The sequence below is a fragment of the Streptomyces thermodiastaticus genome (assembly GCF_014656135.1).
In the GTDB taxonomy this organism is placed as follows: Bacteria; Actinomycetota; Actinomycetes; order Streptomycetales; family Streptomycetaceae; genus Streptomyces; species Streptomyces thermodiastaticus.
The window spans coordinates 33,386-50,858 of sequence record NZ_BNBV01000027.1 but is presented as its reverse complement, the minus strand read 5'-3'; the positions used below and the strand labels follow the sequence as shown (position 1 = coordinate 50,858).

Below are 17,473 nucleotides of genomic sequence, written 5' to 3'. Positions count from 1 at the left end.
CGGACGGCGGCAGCGCACCGGGTCGGCCGGGCCCCGGCCCGAGCCCGGCCGCAACCGGTCGTCGCGTAGATTGACCCTGTGTTCTCTCGCCTCACACGCCTGCAAACCCTCGGTGTCTGCGCGCTGCCCGTCGTGGGCCTGATCGGGGCGGCGGTGCTCGCGCCGCTGCCGTTCTCGGTGGCGCAGCCGGGGGCGACGGCGGACGTGCTCGGCAGCTTCCGGGGCAGCCAGGTGATCACCATCAGCGGTGCGCCCGTGCGCCGGACCACCGGGCAGCTGCGGATGACCACGATCGAGGCCACCAGCCCGGACACCCGGGTGTCGCTGGGACACGTGCTCGACGGCTGGTTCGCCTCGGACCGCGCGGTCATGCCGCGCGACGCGGTCTACCCGAGCGGGGACGACGTCAAGGAGATCGAGCAGCACAACGCCCAGCAGATGCGGCAGTCCCAGGACGCGGCCACCCAGGCCGCCCTCGGCTACCTCGGCCTCGACAGGGACAAGGACATCAAGGTCTCGCTGAAGCTCGCCGACGTCGGCGGGCCCAGCGCGGGCCTGCTGTTCTCGCTGGGCATCGTCGACAAGCTGCACGGCGACGGCACCGGCGGCGACCTCTCCGGCGGCCGCACCGTCGCCGGCACGGGCACCATCAGCCCCGACGGCACGGTGGGCCCGGTCGGCGGGGTCTCCCTGAAGACCCGGGCCGCCCGCCGCGACGGCGCCACCGTCTTCCTGGTCCCCCGCGCCGAGTGCGCCGAGGCGCGCGCCGAGCTGCCCAAGGGGCTGCGCCTGATCCCGGTCACCACGCTCAAGGGCGCGGTCGGCGCCCTGACCGCCCTGAACAAGGGCGGCCGGGTCCCCAGCTGCTGACCGGGCGCCGGGCACGCCCGCAGCACCGCCGCGTCACTCCTGGGCGGCCTGCTCCACCAGGGGGATGACGCGCAGCGGCACCGGGTTCTCCATCACGATCGCCGTGGAGGCACGGACGATGCCGTCGATGGCGACCACCCGGTCGATCACCCGCTGCAGATCGGCGTTGGAGCGGGCGACCAGACGGCAGAGCATGTCGCCGGTGCCCGTGGTGGTGTGCAGCTCCAGCACCTCGGGGACGCCGGCCAGATGGGCCCGCACCTCGGCGCCCTGGCCCTGCCGGATCTGCAGGGTCGCGAACGCCGTCACCGGGTAGCCGAGGGCCGCCGGGTCCACCTCGGGGCCGAAACCGCGGATGACGCCCCGGGCGAGCAGCCGGTCCAGACGGGCCTGCACCGTCCCCCGGGCCACCCCCAGCCGCCGTGACATCTCCAGCACGCCGATGCGCGGCTCGCGCGCCAGCAGCACGATGATCCGGCCGTCCAGGTGATCGATCGCCATGGCACGCCTCCAGGATGGTCATCCTGTACAGAAAGCCCGCTGAAACCCGTGTCTCACCGGACAGATTGCCCAGTGGATGCACGAACTATTGCGCACCTTGCGGACCCGGGTGACCCTGCGAATATGACACAGACCACACAGCACGCTCCCGACGTGACCGCTCGGCAGGCCGATCCCTTCCCGGTCAAGGGGATGGACGCGGTCGTGTTCGCCGTGGGCAACGCCAAGCAGGCTGCGCACTACTACTCCACCGCCTTCGGCATGCAGCTGGTGGCCTACTCCGGACCGGAGAACGGCAGCCGCGAGACCGCCTCGTACGTGCTGGAGAGCGGCTCCGCCCGCTTCGTGTTCACCTCGGTGATCAAGCCCGCCACCGACTGGGGCCGCTTCCTCGCCGAGCATGTGGCCGAGCACGGCGACGGCGTGATCGACCTCGCCATCGAGGTCCCCGACGCGCGCGCCGCCCACGCCTACGCCACCGCGCACGGCGCCCGCTCGGTGGCCGAGCCGTACGAGCTGAAGGACGAGCACGGCACCGTGGTCCTCGCCGCGATCGCCACCTACGGCAACACCCGGCACACCCTGGTCGAACGCTCCGGCTACGACGGCCCCTACCTGCCCGGCTTCGTCGCCGCGCGGCCCATCGTCGAGCCCGGCGAGCGCTTCTTCCAGGCCATCGACCACTGCGTCGGCAACGTGGAACTCGGCCGGATGAACGAGTGGGTGGACTTCTACCACAAGGTCATGGGCTTCACGAACATGAAGGAGTTCGTGGGCGACGACATCGCCACCGAGTACAGCGCGCTGATGTCGAAGGTCGTGGCCGACGGCACCCGCAAGGTCAAGTTCCCGATCAACGAGCCCGCCCCGGGCAAGAAGAAGTCCCAGATCGACGAGTACCTGGAGTTCTATCGCGGTGCCGGTGTCCAGCACATCGCGCTGAGCACCAACGACATCGTGAAGACCGTCCGGCAGATGCGCGCCGCCGGTGTCGAGTTCCTCGACACCCCCGACGCCTACTACGACACCCTCGGCGACTGGGTCGGCGACACCCGGGTGCCCGTCGACACCCTGCGCGAGCTGAAGATCCTCGCCGACCGCGACGAGGACGGCTATCTGCTGCAGATCTTCACCAAGCCGGTCCAGGACCGCCCGACCGTGTTCTTCGAGCTGATCGAGCGGCACGGCTCCATGGGCTTCGGCAAGGGCAACTTCAAGGCCCTGTTCGAGGCCATCGAGCGCGAACAGGCCCGCCGCGGCAACCTGTGACCGCCCCGCCCCGCCCCGAGCGAGCGCACCCCGGCGCACCCGCGCGGGGCGGGAAGCGCACGCCGCAGGGGGTTCACACCGGCGCCCCCGAGTGCAACGCTGTGATCATGAGCCGTAGCCAAGCCGCACCCGACGGGGTGGACAGCACCCTCACCGACCGGCTCCTCGCGGGCCTGCCGGCCGACGCGGTCGTCACCGACCCCGACATCACGGCCTCCTACGCCCACGACATGGCGAGCTTCTGCCCGTCCGGCTCCCCGGCCGTCGTGGTGCTGCCCCGCACCGTGGAAGAAGTGCAGCATGTCATGCGCACCGCCACCGAGCTGCGGGTCCCGGTCGTCCCGCAGGGCGCCCGCACCGGCCTGTCCGGCGCGGCCAACGCCTCCGACGGCTGCATCGTGCTCTCCCTGACCAGGATGAACCGCATCCTGGAGATCAACCCCGTGGACCGCATCGCGGTGGTCGAACCCGGAGTCGTCAACGCCGACCTGTCCCGCGCGGTCACCGAGCACGGCCTGTACTACCCGCCGGACCCCTCCAGCTGGGAGATGTGCACCATCGGCGGCAACATCGGCACCGCCTCCGGCGGCCTGTGCTGCGTGAAGTACGGCGTCACCGCCGAGTACGTGCTCGGCCTGGACGTGGTGCTCGCCGACGGACGCCTGCTGTCCACCGGCCGCCGCACCGCCAAGGGCGTCGCCGGCTACGACCTCACCCGCCTCTTCGTCGGCTCCGAGGGCTCGCTCGGCATCGTCGTCCGGGCCGTCCTCGCCCTCAAACCGAAGCCGCCGCAGCAGCTGGTGCTCGCCGCCGAGTTCCCCTCCGCGGCCGCCGCCTGCGACGCGGTCTGCCGGATCATGGCCGGCGGCCATGTGCCCTCGCTGCTGGAGCTGATGGACCGCACGACGGTCAAGGCCGTCAACGACCTCGCCCACATGGGCCTGCCCGAGACCACCGAGGCCCTGCTGCTCGCCGCCTTCGACACCCCCGACCCCGCCGCCGACCTCGCCGCCGTCGGCGCGCTGTGCGAGGCGGCCGGCGCCACCGAGGTCGTCCCCGCCGACGACGCCGCCGAGTCCGAGATGCTGCTGCAGGCCCGGCGGCTGTCGCTGCCCGCCCTGGAGGCGGTCCGCGGCACCACGATGATCGACGACGTGTGCGTGCCGCGCTCCCGGCTCGGCGACCTGCTCGACGGCATCGAACAGATTGCCGAGAAGCACCGGCTCACCATCGGTGTCTGCGCCCACGCCGGCGACGGCAACACCCACCCGACGGTGTGCTTCGACGCCCAGGACCCCGACGAGTCCCGCCGGGCCCGCGCGTCCTTCGACGAGATCATGGCGCTCGGACTGCGGCTCGGCGGGACCATCACCGGCGAGCACGGCGTGGGCGTGCTGAAGAAGGAGTGGCTGGCCCGCGAACTCGGACCGGTCGGGCTGGAGGTCCAGCGAGCCGTCAAGCAGACCTTCGACCCGCTGGGCATCCTCAACCCCGGCAAGCTGTTCTAGGAAGCCCGCAGGCCCCCTTGGGCGCCCTCAGGGCCCCTTCCGGGGCGCCCGCGGGCCCGCGCCTCACGGGGCGAGCAGCCCCGCCAGCTCCTCGTCGATGCCGAGCCGGTCGCCCTCGCTGCCCGGCGGCACCACACGCAGGGTGTGCTCCAGCCACTGGGCCACCGGTGCCGCCGGCGCCTCCAGCAGGGCCTCACCGGCAGGGGAGTCGAGCGCGATCACCACCACGCCGTGGCCGTCGGCCTGCGCCGGCCACACCCGCACATCCCCCTGCCCGCAGGGCCGGCACATCCCCTCCACCAGCAGATCCCGCGCGAACGCCCAGTGCACGGGGCACGCCGAGTCGACATGGAAGTCGATGTGCACGGCGTACGGGTCGGCGGTGCGGTACCCGAGGCGGGCCCGCACGGGAACCGCCCGGCCGGCCGACACGATCAGCTGCAGTCGCAGTTCCCGCTCCACCACGGTGTGCTTCACGCTTCCTCGTTCCTCTCCGCTCAGGACGCGTCCGTGCGTCCTGTGGCCCTGGCGGCACGCGCGGCGCGGTCACCGGTGTGCCGTACGGGTCCCGGGCGGACCCGTACGAGCAGAGAGGCGCACGGGACGGCCGGCATTACGCGGGTTGACGAAACTTTTTTCCGCACCGCCGGTCCGCGGCGGCGTCCGGCAGCCGTGCCGCCTGCGCCGACGTGCGGTGAAGCACCTGTACGGGGATGCCCGGAAAGAAGTGGGCCGGGTGGGACGGGCGGTGGCGCGCGCGCCGGTCTGATAGATGTGGATCCCCCGATACCACCCCCGAGCAGATACGGGACGACGGACATGAGCGCCCCAACCCCGGCACCCGGTGACGAACGGCCCCGCGAGGGGTACTACCCGGACCCGTCCATCCCTGGCTACGTCCGGTACTGGAACGGTGCCGCCTGGGTACCGGGCACCAGCCGGCCCGCCCCTGCCGACGGCGAGCCGCTCAGCCCGCCGCCCGGGGTGCGCCCCGCGACGGCGCCCGAGCCCGCCCCCTCGAGCGAGGAGACCGGACCGCACTACCTCGACGAGGAACCGGTGACCGAGTCCGGCGCCTCACAGGAGGCCCCCGCGGACGGCGGTGACCGCGGATCCGACGCCACCTGGAAGGCCCCGGCGGCGTCCGCCCCCCGAGCGGCCGGCACCGACGCCCCGGCGTCCGGCACGGCCCCGGCGTCCGGCACGCGGGACGGCGACGCCGGCGACGGACAGGGACAGCCGGCGCCGGCCCCGCAGCAGGAGCAGGCCCAGCCGCCCGCGTCGCGGAAAGCGCCGGCCGACCCCGCCCATACCTTCGTGCTGCGCCGCCCGGTGACCGACGGCACCGCCGAGGCGCCGCAGGACGCGGACCGGGCCGTGCCCGGCCGGCCCGAACCCCAGGCGGACGAGGGCACCATGACCTTCCGTCAGGTACCCCGCCCGGCCCGCCCGCAGGACGCGGCACAGGGACAGCCGTCGGTGCCCGCCCAGGCATCGCCGGCGGCGGCCGGCACCCCGGACGGTGCGGCCGGCACGCCTGCACAGGCGCCCGCCGCGGGCCCGTTCCCCGGCGTTCCCGCGCAGAACGCCGGACCGGGACAGGGCGGTGTGCCCGGGCAGACCGGGCCCGCCCCGTTCCCGCACGCCTCCGCCTCGCCCGCCCCCTCGCTGCCCCAGCAGGCGGGCGGGCCGCACCCGTCCGCCCCTGCCCCGGGCCCCCTGCCCACCTCGGTGACCGGCGGGCCCGGCGGAGGGCAGGCCGCCTGGGCGCAGCAGGTGCAGCAGCTCGCCGGGACCAGGACGGCGGCCGAGGACCAGCCCGTCGTGCCGTGGAAGCCGCCGGTCGAGGACCCGTTCCAGGCGGCCGCCCGGCAGCAGGCGGCGGCCCGCCCCGCCTCTCCGGGCAAGCGGCTGCTGGCCCGCCTCGTCGACTCGGCCGTCGTCGGGGCCGTCACGGCGGCGGTCGGTGTGCCGCTCGGCATCCAGGCCGCCGGCCACATCGACGACAAGATCGAGGCGGCCCGGCAGTCCGGCCGGACGGTCACCGTCTGGCTGCTGGACGGCACCACGGCGACGTACCTCGGCATCGTCCTCGCCGTGCTGCTGGTCTTCGGCGCCCTCTACGAGGCGCTGCCGACGGCCAAGTGGGGCCGCACCCTGGGCAAGAAGATGTGCGGTCTCCAGGTGCGCGACATCGAGGCCCACGAGGTGCCGTCCCTCGCCCAGGCGCTGCGCCGCTGGCTCGTCTACAGCGTCCCCGGGATCCTCGTCGTCGGTGTGGTGGGCGTGGTGTGGTGCCTGTTCGACCGGCCGTGGCACCAGTGCTGGCACGACAAGGCGGCGCACACCTTCGTCGCGGGGTGACCAGGACGGCGTAGAAGGCGGGCGGGGCGTCATCCGTCCGGCCGCTCGCCGGATGCGGCCGGGCCGGCTTCGCGGTCGACTCGGCCCATGAGCACCGAACCGCCCGCCGGCTCCGCACCACCCCCCGGCTCCGGACCTCCGCCCGGCGGCCCGCCGCCCTCGGGTGGCGGGCCGTACGACGGCGGCCGCGGCGAGCCCCCGCCCGGCGGCGACCCTCACGGCACGGGCGGCCCGTACGGCGGTGGTCCGTACGGCGGCGGGGGTTCCCACGGCGGCGGAGGTCCGTACGGCGGCGGCCCGAACGAGCCGGACCCGCTCGCCGGCATGCCTCCGCTCGCCGACAGCGCCCGACGCACCCTGGCCCGGATCGTCGACCTGGTCCTGGTGGGCATCGTCGTCTGGCTGATCACCTGGGCGCTGAACGTCAACGAGTACATGATGAACGCCGATCAGGTGCAGGTGGGCAGGTCGCTGACCCAGTCGGCGGTGGGCGCGGTGCTCTACCTGGCCTACGACACCTTCCTGACGTCCTGGTCGGGCCAGACCCTCGGCAAGCGGCTGATGGGCATGCGGGTGGCGAACCTGAAGGACGGCACGACACCGTCGGTCGCCGTGTCGCTGGCGCGTGCGGCGGTGCTCTGGATCCCGTTCTGGTTCTGCTGCGCCTGCGTGTGGCTGGCCGTGTGCGGCGGCTGGTCGTTCTTCGACCGGCCCTACAAGCAGGGCCTGCACGACAAGGCGGCCCGGACGGTCGTGGTCAGCACCTCGCGCTGAATCGGCGACAGCGATCCGGCCGGACGCGGCACACGGCGGAGGCGATCCGGCCGGATGGACGCCTGACGAAGCCGGATGGACGCCTGACGAAACAGCCTCGACCGTGGACGCCCGCAGCGGCCGTCACGCCCCGGTCGAAGGTGACCGGAAATGATGCAACCGATGGAGAGAACTGAGCGGGTGTGACCGTCAGGCGGTCGGCCTCGGGCGCTGCCCCGGCAGCCGCGCTCCCGCGCCGACGGTCTCCCGCCGTTCCCGCACCCGAGCCGGCCCGGTGGGGCCGGCGGTCCCGTGCGTCCCGGCGCCCGTCGCGCCCGCCTTCGGCTGAGGCACCGTCAGCGCCACCAGCAGGCCGAGCCCCAGTGAGAGCAGGGCGACGACAGTGATCCCGAGGCCCGAGCGCGTCTGTGACAGCAGCAGCATGGCGAATGTCGAGACGATCACGGTGCAGGAGCCGTAGGCGAGCTGTGCGGCGGTCGGACGCGGCATGACGATCGTGTCCTCGGACGATTCGGGGGTGAGAAGGGGTGACGGCCTGGCTTTCCGCCGACTTCCGAGCGTTCCGGCAATCGACTCTGAACTTCTGCCTGCCCGAGCGGAACCGCCGGTAAGCCTCCCCTGACCTCCCGTGCCGGTGCACGGGGGGCGCACGGAGTCACACCGTGCCACCGGCCCGGCTCCACCTCCCCCTCACGCGGCGCACGCACCTCCCTCACGCCTGACGTCAAGCCAAGGTCCGCCGCGCATAGTGCACTTGTACTGTCCAAGTCAAGACCTGTCTTTTCTCTTAAACCTCTAGTCAAATGTCGTCACTTGACTACACGCGTTGATCGCGCGCGGACCGCATCGTGTCCACTGACGTCTCTTCCGTGCGCGGGCGCGTCAGGGGAGGACAGCAAGTGACCAGTAGACCCTGGACATTCAGAGCAGCGGCGATCGGTGTCGCGCTCGCCGCGGCCACCGCCACGTTCTCGACGTTCGCCGTCGCCGAGGCGGCCACCACCGGCGGCTCCGCCACCGCGCCCGCCACCGTCGACCGGCACGACCCCGCACCGGTCGAGCAGCACCCGCACGACCTGGACGGCCCGCTGAGCAGGACTCAGAGGGCCCAGCGCCAGGAGGCGTTGAACCAGCTCATCACCGGCAGGACCAAGGTGCAGGAGCGGCACGGGTCCAAGGTCGTCGGCCTGAAGGGCAAGAAGAAGGGCGACACCAAGTACGTCGAGCTGAGCCGGGAGAAGACCGACAAGATCTTCACCATCCTGGTCGAGTTCGGCGACCAGACGGACGCCAAGTACGGCGGCACCCCCGGCCCGCTGCACAACCAGATCGCGGAGCCGGACCGGTCCAAGGACAACTCCACGGACTGGCAGGCCGACTACGACCAGAAGCACTACCAGGACCTGTACTTCGGCACGGGCAAGAGCACCGAGTCGCTGAAGAAGTACTACGAGAAGCAGTCCTCGGGCCGCTACTCGGTCGACGGCGAGGTCACCGACTGGGTCAAGGTGCCCTACAACGAGGCCCGTTACGGCAACAACGCCTGCGGCTCCACCACCTGCGCCACCGCCTGGGACCTGGTCCGCGACGGCCTGAACGCCTGGGTCGCCGACCAGAAGGCGGCGGGCCGCACCGACGCCGACATCAAGGCGGACCTGGCCCAGTACGACCAGTGGGACCGCTACGACTACGACGGCGACGGCGACTTCAACGAGCCCGACGGCTACATCGACCACTTCCAGATCGTGCACGCCGGCGAGGACGAGTCCGCGGGCGGCGGCGCGCAGGGCACCGACGCCATCTGGGCGCACCGCTGGTACGCCTACGGCACCGACGCCGGCGCCACCGGCCCCGACTTCAACAAGCTCGGCGGCACGCAGATCGGCGACACCGGCATCTGGGTCGGCGACTACACCATGCAGCCGGAGAACGGCGGGCTCGGCGTCTTCGCCCACGAGTACGGCCACGACCTCGGCCTGCCCGACGAGTACGACACCGCCGGCGGCGAGAACTCCACCGCCTTCTGGACCCTGATGTCCTCCGGCTCCTGGCTGGGCCGTGGCAAGGAGGCCATCGGCGACCTGCCCGGCGACATGAACGCCTGGGACAAGCTGCAGCTGGGCTGGCTGAACTACGACACCGCCAAGGCCGGTGTGAACTCCTGGCACAAGCTGGGCCTGGCCGAGTACAACACCAAGTACAAGCAGGCGCTGGTGGTCTCGCTGCCCGACAAGGCGGTCACCACCGAGGTCGTCACCCCGGCGCAGGGCGCCACCCAGTGGTGGAGCGGCAGCGGCGACGACCTGAAGAACACGCTGACCCGGACCGTGGACCTCACCGGCAAGAAGTCGGCCACCCTCACCCTCGACGGCTGGTACGACATCGAGGCCAACTACGACTTCCTCTACACCGAGGTGTCCACCGACGGCGGCGCCAACTGGACCGCCCTGGACGGCACGGTCGACGGTCAGCCGATCCCGCGTGACGGCAGCGACAAGCCGGCCCTGACCGGTTCCATCGAGGGCTACGAAAAGCTGTCGTACCCGCTGGACGCCTACGCCGGCCAGAAGATCCAGCTCCGCTTCCGCTACCAGACCGACGGCGGCGTGGCCCAGAAGGGCTTCGCGGCCGACGAGATCACCGTGACCGCGGACGGCGAGACCCTCTTCGCCGACGACGCGGAGAGCGCGGACGACGCCTGGACGGCGAACGGCTTCAGCCGGATCGGCGCGTCCTTCACCAAGGACTACGCGCAGTATTACATCGCCGAGAACCGGCAGTACGTGTCGTACGACACCACGCTGAAGACCGGCCCGTACAACTTCGGCTCGGCCGTGCGCCCGGACTGGGTGGAGCACTACGCGTACCAGAACGGCCTGCTGATCTGGAAGTGGGACACCTCCCAGCTGGACAACAACACCAGCGTCCACCCGGGCACGGGCCTGATCCTTCCCGTCGACGCCCACCCGACGGCGCTGAAGTGGTCGGACGGCACGCTGATGCGCAACCGCATCCAGGCCTTCGACGCCACCTTCACCCACGCCCGCACCGACGGCTTCACCCTGCACAAGAACGACGTCGCCACCAAGATCAAGCCGACGAAGGGGGTGCCGGTGTTCAACGACCACACCAGCACCTACTACGACCCGGCGAACCCGACCGGCAGTGTCAAGATCACTGACACCAACACCCGGATCGAGATCACCAAGGAGGCCTCCGACGGCTCCACCATCGAGCTGGAAGTCGGTCCCGCGACCAAGTAACGGGTAGAACCGCAGGTCAGACGCGCTTCGGCGGCAACCCTCTGGCGGGTTGCCGCCGATCGTGTTTAAGTGCCTGCGTGGTTTCCTTATTGACACCGAGCGGGACAGGGAAGTGAGCGCATGGCCGCAGGAGGGTTCTGCAAGCTTCCGAACGGCACCGTCGTGGTGGCCCTGAACCTGCCCGGCACCGTTCCCGACGGCATCGGCCAGGTCCGGGTCCTGGTGCACGCCCGGAACCGCGCACGGGCCCTGACGAGGCTGCGCAACCTGGGACTGCGCTCGGTCTACCTGCGCGGCAATGCCGCGCCGCCCACCCCCGACGAGGTGACCGCGGTCCTGCACCACCCCGACGGCCTGGTCTGGCGCACCGCGCCCGCCGGCAGCGTCGGCGGCCCCGAGCCGGCCATGGAACTGTGGCACCCCATCCGCGCCCTCCTCGGCCGCCCGGTGGCCGTCAGGCGGTAGCCACCCCGGTGACGGCGTCGGCTTCTCGTGACCCGGCTCGGGCCGCTCCGGGCTCGCCCGACGGCCCTCGTCGGCCCCTGGAGCATCCCAGGTCAGCCGGGTCAGCCCCTCGCGCAGCAGATGCTGCTCGGCGTCGCTGAGCACGCCGGTACGGACGGAACAGGAAATCTCGGCGGGCGATCCCGGCCGCCGGCCGAAGGGAGATCTCAGCCCTCGACGACGACCGGCTTCCCGGTGAGCCGCACGCCGGCCTCGCGCATCTCCTCGAGCGCCTTCTCGGTGGTCTCCCGGGCCACCCCGGCGGTCAGGTCCAGCAGCACCCGGGTGCGGAAACCTTCCCGGACCGCGTCCAGGGCGGTGGCCCGCACACAGTGGTCCGTGGCGATCCCGACCACGTCCACCTCGTCGATGCTCCGCCCTCTCAGCCAGTCGGCCAGCGGCACGCCGTTCTCCTCGCGGCCCTCGAAACCGCTGTAGGCGGCCTCGTAGGCGCCCTTGTCGAACACGGCGTCGATCGCGCCGGAGGCGACGGCCGGGGCGAAGTTCGGGTGGAAGCCCACGCCCTCGGTGCCCGCGACGCAGTGCGCCGGCCAGGTGTGGACGTAGTCGGGGTCCTCGGCGAAGTGCCCGCCCGGAGCGATGTGGCGGTCCCGGGTGGCCACCACGTGCCGGTAGCCGGCCGGGGCCTGGCCGATCAGCTCGGTGATCCCGGCGGCCACGTCGGCACCGCCGGCCACCGCGAGGCTGCCTCCTTCGCAGAAGTCGTTCTGCACGTCGACGACGATGAGGGCACGGCGCATGGGGGTGTTCCTTCGGCTGTCGGTCGGTGGGCGGATGCGGCGGGCGGCGGGCCGCGGGTGGCACGGGCGCGGAGGGCACGCGCTTCAGCAACCCGGGCGCCCCTGCACGTACTCGGTCGGAATGACGGGTTCCCCGCGGGAGAGCTGGATCGCCGACAGCGGCAGATTGGCGCGGGCCGCCTGGTGCCGGGCACGGGCCACGTCCAGCGGCTCGCGGCCGGTCACCTCGCCGGCCTTGACCAGCTGCACCAGCAGCTGGCGGTCGACCAGCTCGGCCGGCACCTCGCCGGTGCCCACCACCTCGGCCTCGGCGATCCCGTCCTTGTCCAGCCGCCGCGCCGCCCACTTGCGGCCGCCCAGGGAGAACTTGCCGCCGGTGGACCGCTTCGCCACCGGCTTCAGCGGCGCCCGCGGGTCGGCGGACTCGGCGCGGGCCACCAGCTTGTAGACCATGGAGCAGGTCGGGTGGCCGGAGCCGGTGACCAGCTGGGTGCCCACGCCGTAGGCGTCCACGGGGGCCGCCGCCAGCGAGGCGATGGCGTACTCGTCCAGGTCCGAGGTCACCACGATCTTCGTGTCCCTGGCGCCCAGCTCGTCCAGCTGCTGGCGCACCCGGTGGGCCACCAGCAGCAGGTCGCCGGAGTCGATGCGCACCGCGCCCAGCTCCGGACCGGCGACCTCCACGGCGGTGCGCACCGCCTCGGCGACGTCGTAGGTGTCCACCAGCAGGGTGGTGTCCCGGCCGAGGGAGGCCACCTGGGCCCGGAAGGCGTCCCGCTCGCTGTCGTGCAGCAGGGTGAAGGCGTGGGCGGAGGTGCCGACGGTGGGGATGTTGTAGCGGAAGCCGGCGGCCAGGTCGGAAGTGCTGGCGAAACCGCCGACGTAGGCGGCGCGGGAGGCGGCGACCGCGGCCAGCTCGTGGGTGCGGCGGGCACCCATCTCGATCAGCGGACGGTCCCCGGCGGCCGAGGACATCCGGGAGGCGGCGGCCGCGATCGCCGAGTCGTGGTTGAGGATCGACAGGATCACGGTCTCCAGCAGCACGCACTCGCCGAAGGAGCCCTCCACCCGCATGATCGGCGAACCCGGGAAGTACACCTCGCCCTCGGGGTAGCCCCAGATGTCCCCGGTGAAGCGGTAGTCGGCGAGCCATCGCAGCGTCGGCTCGTCCACGATCCGGCGCTCGCGCAGGAAGTCGAGGACGCCCGCGTCGAAGCGGAAGTTCTCCACCGCGTCCAGCACCCGCCCGGTGCCGGCCACGACGCCGTAGCGGCGCCCGTTCGGCAGCCGCCGGGTGAAGACCTCGAAGACGCTGCGCCGCTCGGCCGTCCCGGCCTTCAGGGCGGCCTGCAGCATCGTCAGCTCGTAGTGGTCGGTGAAGAGCGCCGTCGAGGGAACGTCCACCGGCAGCCCAAGGTCCGCTGTGTTCATGATGCCCGATGCTACCCCCATTTCGTCATTCTGACGATTGTGGGTCTCTTCACGTCCCGTGGGCGGTCGCGCCTGGTGAACGGCGGGCGTCTCCGGCCGCTTCGGCGGAAATGTCCGGCCTCTTCACCCGGCCACCGCCCGCCCGTTTGTGCTCCTACCCCCCTGTGGTGGCAGCATGGGCCATGTGACGGCAGCCGCACCCATCGAGATCGAGAAGACCGAGTCGGCGCAAGAGGTCGACGCCGTACCCGAGCCGGACGTCCCCTGGGTGACGATCGTGCACAACGACCCGGTCAACCTCATGAGCTACGTCACGTACGTCTTCCAGACGTACTTCGGCTACACCAAGGACAAGGCCACCAAGCTCATGCTCGACGTCCACCACAAGGGCCGGGCGGTCGTCTCCAGCGGTACCCGCGAGGAGATGGAGCGGGACGTGCAGGCCATGCACGGCTACGGTCTGTGGGCCACCCTGCAGCAGGACCGCAGGTGAGGGAACCCCTCGTTCGAGGGCACCCCTCACCGCACCCAGCCGAGCAGCCCACCTTCGGACGGACCGGAAGCAGCGAACCCTTTTCATGCCTGGATACTTCGAACCGCTCCCCGACGGCGGCGCGGCCGTCGCCCTCGACACCGTCGAGATCTCCATCATCCGCTCCCTGACGGTGCAGCTGCTGGAGCTGATCGGCCCCGGCCCAGCCGAGGACAGCGGAGCCGACCCGCTGGCCGAACTGTTCGCCGAGGGTCCCAGCGAACCACCCTCCGACCCGGTGCTCAAACGCCTCTTCCCGGACGCCTACGGCGACCCCGCGGGCACGCCGCCCGGTGCGCAGGAGGCCGCCGAGCAGCGCGCCCGCTCCGCCGAGTTCCGCCGGTACACCGAGAACGACCTGCGCGCCGGGAAGCGGGAGAACGCGCTGGCGGTGGTCCGCACGCTGGACGAGCTGTCGTCCGCCGCGGGCGCGGGCCCGGCCACGCTGAAGCTGTCGCCCGAGCAGTCCCGGTGCTGGCTGGGTGCGCTGAACGACCTGCGCCTGGCGCTCGGCGCCCGGCTGGAGATCACCGACGAGGACGAGGCCGACGAGCTGTACCGGCTGCCGGACGAGGACCCGCGCAAGCCGTTGGTGATGGCCTACCTGTGGCTGGGCGGGCTGCAGGAGTCCCTGGTCGCCACCCTCATGCCCTGACCGGGGTCTCGTGCCCGTGACCGGCCGGAGGCCGGAAGATCCGCTTCCTCCCGCTCCGGGCGCTCTTGGCGGACCTGTCTGTCAAGTGTTCGCTCAGAGGACCCTCAATTTCGCATAACGATCCTATTACCGAGGTGCCCCCAAATGCCGCAGTCCGGTGGCATTTGGGTCGGTATGCCTGTGTGATCGGTCACAGGCCACGGGTGTGATCTCTGTTGCGGCCGTGATACATCTTCACGACCGCCCGGCGGACACCACCCATGCTCCGCCGGGTGCGCCACCAAGTCGACGACCGTCGGCAGGCACAGCTCCATCCAGTTCCGGGGGGATCGAGACCCGATCCGCGGCCGACGTCGAAGGTCCGGATCGGCATGGAGAAAGGCGCACCACATATGACCTCCGTGCAGGTCGAACAGCACAGCGACGGCAGCGAGGCCGTACAGGGCGGCGAGGGGTATCAGCGCGGGCTCGGCGCCCGGCAGATCCAGATGATCGCCATCGGCGGTGCCATCGGCACCGGCCTGTTCCTCGGCGCGGGCAAGGGCATATCCAAAGCCGGCCCCAGTCTGATCCTGGCCTATGCCATCGCCGGCTTCGTCATCTTCCTGATCATGCGGGCGCTCGGCGAACTGCTGATGTACCGCCCGGTTGCCGGTTCCTTCTCGGAGTACGCCCGCGAGTTCATCGGTCCCTTCGCCGGTTTCGTGACCGGATGGACCTACTGGCTGTTCTGGGTGGTCACCGGCATCACCGAGGTCACCGCCGCCGCTTCCTACATGACGTACTGGTGGGACATCCCCCAGTGGCTGTCGGCCCTGGTGTTCACCGTCGTGCTCTACGGCGCCAACCTGATCTCCGTGAAGCTCTTCGGCGAGCTGGAGTTCTGGTTCTCCATGGTCAAGGTCACCGCGATCATCGGCATGATCCTGATCTGTGCCGGCATCCTCACGATCGGCTTCTCCGACGCCGGTGACACCGCCTCCCTGACGCACCTGTGGGACCAGGGCGGCTTCTTCCCGCACGGCGTCGGCGAGTCGCTGATGACCCTGCAGATGGTGATGTTCGCCTTCCTCGCCGTCGAGCTGGTCGGTGTGACCGCCGGCGAGTCGAAGGACCCCAAGACCGTGCTGCCCCGCGCGATCAACACCGTGCCCTGGCGCATCGCCGTCTTCTACGTGGGCGCCCTGATCATGATCCTGTCGGTCGTGCCGTGGACGGCCTTCCAGCCCGGCGTGAGCCCCTTCGTCGCCGCCTTCCAGAAGATGGGCCTGGCCGCCGGCGCGGGCATCGTCAACTTCGTCGTCCTGACCGCCGCGCTGTCCTCCTGCAACTCCGGCATGTACTCCACCGGCCGCATGCTGCGCGACCTGGCGCTGAACAACCAGGGCCCGAAGTTCTTCACCCGGCTGACACCCAGCGGCACCCCGCTGATCGGCACCACGTTCTCCGCCGCACTGATGCTGGTCGGCGTGTGGATCAACTACCAGTGGCCGGGCAAGGCGTTCGACTACGTCGTGTCCTTCGCCACCATCTCCGGCATGTGGGCCTGGATCGTGATCCTCATCAGCCACATGCGCTACCGTGCCAAGTCCGACCGCGGTGAGCTGCCCCGCTCGGACTTCCGCGCCCCGGGCGGCGTGCTCGCCAGCGCCTTCGCGCTCGCCTTCATCGCCCTGGTGATCGTGCTGATGGGCATCGACAAGGACGCCCGGATCTCGCTGTACTGCGCGCCCGTGTGGGCTGTGATCCTGGGCGTCGGCTACGCGGTGCTCCGCGCCCGCAACCCGGAGGCGGCGGCCTTCCGCAAGCGCTGAGCCGCCTTCGCCGAGCCACCTTCCAGGACGTCCAGCGGGAGGCGGGCTTCTCGTCCCGCCCCCGTTGCCGCTCAGGACGTCCGGCATCCGGGCCGTTCCGTACCACGCACCGGTACGGAACGGCCCGTTCTTTTCGTCCCCCGGCGCCCGGACCCGCGCTGCGCGGAGCCGGAGGGGCGTGAAACCCGTCACCCGCGCCGCCCCCTCGGGGCTGCTTATGCTGGCCGACATGCTGACCATCACCCAGGCGCTCTACGACCAGATCGTGGCCCACGCCCGCAAGGACCACCCCGACGAGGCGTGCGGTGTGATCGCCGGTCCCGTCGGATCCGGCCGCCCCGAGCGGTTCATCCCCATGCTGAACGCGGCGCGCTCGCCCACCTTCTACGAGTTCGACTCGCAGGACCTGCTCACGCTCTACCGCGAGATGGACGACCGCGACGAGGAGCCCGTGGTCATCTACCACTCGCACACCGCCACCGAGGCCTACCCCTCGCGCACCGACATCTCCTACGCCAACGAGCCGGGCGCGCACTACGTGCTGGTCTCCACCGCGGACACCGACGGTGCCGGCGAGTTCCAGTTCCGCTCGTTCCGCATCGTGGACGGCGAGGTCACGGAGGAAGAGGTCAAGGTCGTCGAGAGCTACTGATCCCACCTGTCGAACGAGCGCCGCTCACATCACGAGACCACATCCCGGGCCCCGAACCGGGAATCGTTACGATGTGAACATGGTTCTTCTCGACGTGAGCGACAAGGCGCCGGGCACCCTGCTCGTGGCGCGGCTGCACGTCGACCTGTGCAGGCTGGACAGCGCCCTGTGTTGACGCAGGGTGCTGCCGCCGTGCGGCCGCGAGCCGCGGCGCTCCCGCGGTGCCGAAGGCCCGGGCGGCCCCGGGCACGCGCCTGACCGAACCGACGACTCTTCCGACAGGAGCCCTGAGCCATGGCCATCGAGGTCCGCATCCCGACCATCCTCCGCCAGTACACCGACGGCCAGAAGGCGGTGGAGGGCGACGGGCAGACCCTCGCCGAGCTGTTCGACGACCTCGAGACCCGGCACCCGGGCATCAAGGCGCGCATCGTCGACGGCGACCAGCTGCGGCGCTTCGTGAACGTCTACCTGAACGACGAGGACGTCCGCTTCCTCGACGGCATCGGCACCAAGCTGTCCGACGGCGACAACGTCACGATCCTGCCCGCCGTCGCCGGCGGGATGGTCTGATC

General features: G+C 71.3%; 18 protein-coding genes. 13 read left to right on the top strand and 5 right to left on the bottom strand.

Features of this window, described 5'->3' with window-relative positions:
• Nucleotides 1-78 precede the first annotated feature (78 nt).
• Nucleotides 79-870, top strand: coding sequence for a YlbL family protein (locus IE286_RS21740; protein ID WP_189798447.1), 792 nt, complete (start codon nt 79-81; stop codon nt 868-870).
• 33 nt (nt 871-903) lie between these two features.
• On the opposite strand, the gene IE286_RS21735 is transcribed toward IE286_RS21740, so the two are convergent.
• A complete protein-coding gene (locus IE286_RS21735) occupies nt 904-1,371 on the bottom strand; it encodes an Lrp/AsnC family transcriptional regulator (RefSeq protein ID WP_125498777.1) in 468 nt (155 codons plus the stop codon).
• Nucleotides 1,372-1,494: 123 nt separating this feature from the next.
• Between IE286_RS21735 and hppD the strand changes: the two genes are divergently transcribed.
• Together hppD and IE286_RS21725 are read left to right on the top strand one after the other, a co-directional pair.
• Entirely contained in the window at nt 1,495-2,640 is a 1,146-nt protein-coding gene (gene hppD, locus IE286_RS21730; RefSeq protein WP_189798446.1) for a 4-hydroxyphenylpyruvate dioxygenase, read from the top strand.
• A gap of 101 nt (nt 2,641-2,741) precedes the next feature.
• Nucleotides 2,742-4,148 (top strand): FAD-binding oxidoreductase, encoded by a 1,407-nt coding sequence (locus IE286_RS21725; RefSeq protein WP_189798445.1) that lies wholly within the window; start codon nt 2,742-2,744, stop codon nt 4,146-4,148.
• Between the two features lie 63 nt (nt 4,149-4,211).
• On the opposite strand, the gene IE286_RS21720 is transcribed toward IE286_RS21725, so the two are convergent.
• Nucleotides 4,212-4,625 (bottom strand): SsgA family sporulation/cell division regulator, encoded by a 414-nt coding sequence (locus tag IE286_RS21720; protein ID WP_189798444.1) that lies wholly within the window; start codon nt 4,623-4,625, stop codon nt 4,212-4,214.
• A gap of 342 nt (nt 4,626-4,967) precedes the next feature.
• On the opposite strand from IE286_RS21720, the gene IE286_RS21715 reads away from it, so the two are divergent.
• A complete protein-coding gene (locus IE286_RS21715; protein WP_189798443.1) occupies nt 4,968-6,512 on the top strand; it encodes an RDD family protein in 1,545 nt (514 codons plus the stop codon).
• 87 nt (nt 6,513-6,599) lie between these two features.
• Nucleotides 6,600-7,286 carry an RDD family protein gene (locus IE286_RS21710; RefSeq protein ID WP_189798442.1) on the top strand — a complete coding sequence of 229 codons (687 nt, stop codon included), beginning with the start codon at nt 6,600-6,602 and terminating at the stop codon, nt 7,284-7,286.
• A 189-nt stretch (nt 7,287-7,475) separates the two neighbouring features.
• Here IE286_RS21710 and IE286_RS21705 read toward each other — a convergent pair whose 3' ends face one another.
• Nucleotides 7,476-7,775 carry a hypothetical protein gene (locus IE286_RS21705; protein ID WP_189798441.1) on the bottom strand — a complete coding sequence of 100 codons (300 nt, stop codon included), beginning with the start codon at nt 7,773-7,775 and terminating at the stop codon, nt 7,476-7,478.
• 410 nt (nt 7,776-8,185) lie between these two features.
• On the opposite strand from IE286_RS21705, the gene IE286_RS21700 reads away from it, so the two are divergent.
• Together IE286_RS21700 and IE286_RS21695 are read left to right on the top strand one after the other, a co-directional pair.
• A complete protein-coding gene (locus IE286_RS21700; RefSeq protein WP_189798440.1) occupies nt 8,186-10,549 on the top strand; it encodes an immune inhibitor A domain-containing protein in 2,364 nt (787 codons plus the stop codon).
• 120 nt (nt 10,550-10,669) lie between these two features.
• Complete coding sequence (locus IE286_RS21695; protein WP_189798439.1) at nt 10,670-11,014, top strand: hypothetical protein; 345 nt, start codon at nt 10,670-10,672, stop codon at nt 11,012-11,014.
• A gap of 206 nt (nt 11,015-11,220) precedes the next feature.
• Here the strand turns inward: IE286_RS21695 and IE286_RS21690 are convergent, their stop codons facing one another.
• Both IE286_RS21690 and IE286_RS21685 read right to left on the bottom strand, forming a co-directional pair.
• Nucleotides 11,221-11,814 (bottom strand): isochorismatase family protein, encoded by a 594-nt coding sequence (locus IE286_RS21690; RefSeq protein ID WP_189798438.1) that lies wholly within the window; start codon nt 11,812-11,814, stop codon nt 11,221-11,223.
• An 84-nt stretch (nt 11,815-11,898) separates the two neighbouring features.
• Nucleotides 11,899-13,245 (bottom strand): nicotinate phosphoribosyltransferase, encoded by a 1,347-nt coding sequence (locus tag IE286_RS21685; RefSeq protein ID WP_189798437.1) that lies wholly within the window; start codon nt 13,243-13,245, stop codon nt 11,899-11,901.
• Nucleotides 13,246-13,420: 175 nt separating this feature from the next.
• Here IE286_RS21685 and clpS point away from each other — a divergent pair, with 175 nt between their 5' ends.
• From clpS to IE286_RS21660, 6 genes are all read left to right on the top strand, one after another.
• Nucleotides 13,421-13,738 (top strand): ATP-dependent Clp protease adapter ClpS, encoded by a 318-nt coding sequence (gene clpS, locus IE286_RS21680; protein ID WP_189798436.1) that lies wholly within the window; start codon nt 13,421-13,423, stop codon nt 13,736-13,738.
• A gap of 85 nt (nt 13,739-13,823) precedes the next feature.
• Nucleotides 13,824-14,432, top strand: coding sequence for a DUF2017 domain-containing protein (locus IE286_RS21675; RefSeq protein WP_189798435.1), 609 nt, complete (start codon nt 13,824-13,826; stop codon nt 14,430-14,432).
• A gap of 392 nt (nt 14,433-14,824) precedes the next feature.
• Nucleotides 14,825-16,246, top strand: coding sequence for an amino acid permease (locus tag IE286_RS21670; protein ID WP_189798434.1), 1,422 nt, complete (start codon nt 14,825-14,827; stop codon nt 16,244-16,246).
• A 229-nt stretch (nt 16,247-16,475) separates the two neighbouring features.
• Nucleotides 16,476-16,898 (top strand): M67 family metallopeptidase, encoded by a 423-nt coding sequence (locus tag IE286_RS21665; protein ID WP_189798433.1) that lies wholly within the window; start codon nt 16,476-16,478, stop codon nt 16,896-16,898.
• A 79-nt stretch (nt 16,899-16,977) separates the two neighbouring features.
• Nucleotides 16,978-17,073, top strand: coding sequence for a putative leader peptide (locus IE286_RS27960; protein ID WP_372462562.1), 96 nt, complete (start codon nt 16,978-16,980; stop codon nt 17,071-17,073).
• A 119-nt stretch (nt 17,074-17,192) separates the two neighbouring features.
• On the top strand, nt 17,193-17,471 hold the full coding sequence (locus IE286_RS21660) for a MoaD/ThiS family protein (RefSeq protein WP_189798432.1): 279 nt from the start codon (nt 17,193-17,195) through the stop codon (nt 17,469-17,471).
• The last annotated feature ends 2 nt before the right edge of the window (nt 17,472-17,473 follow it).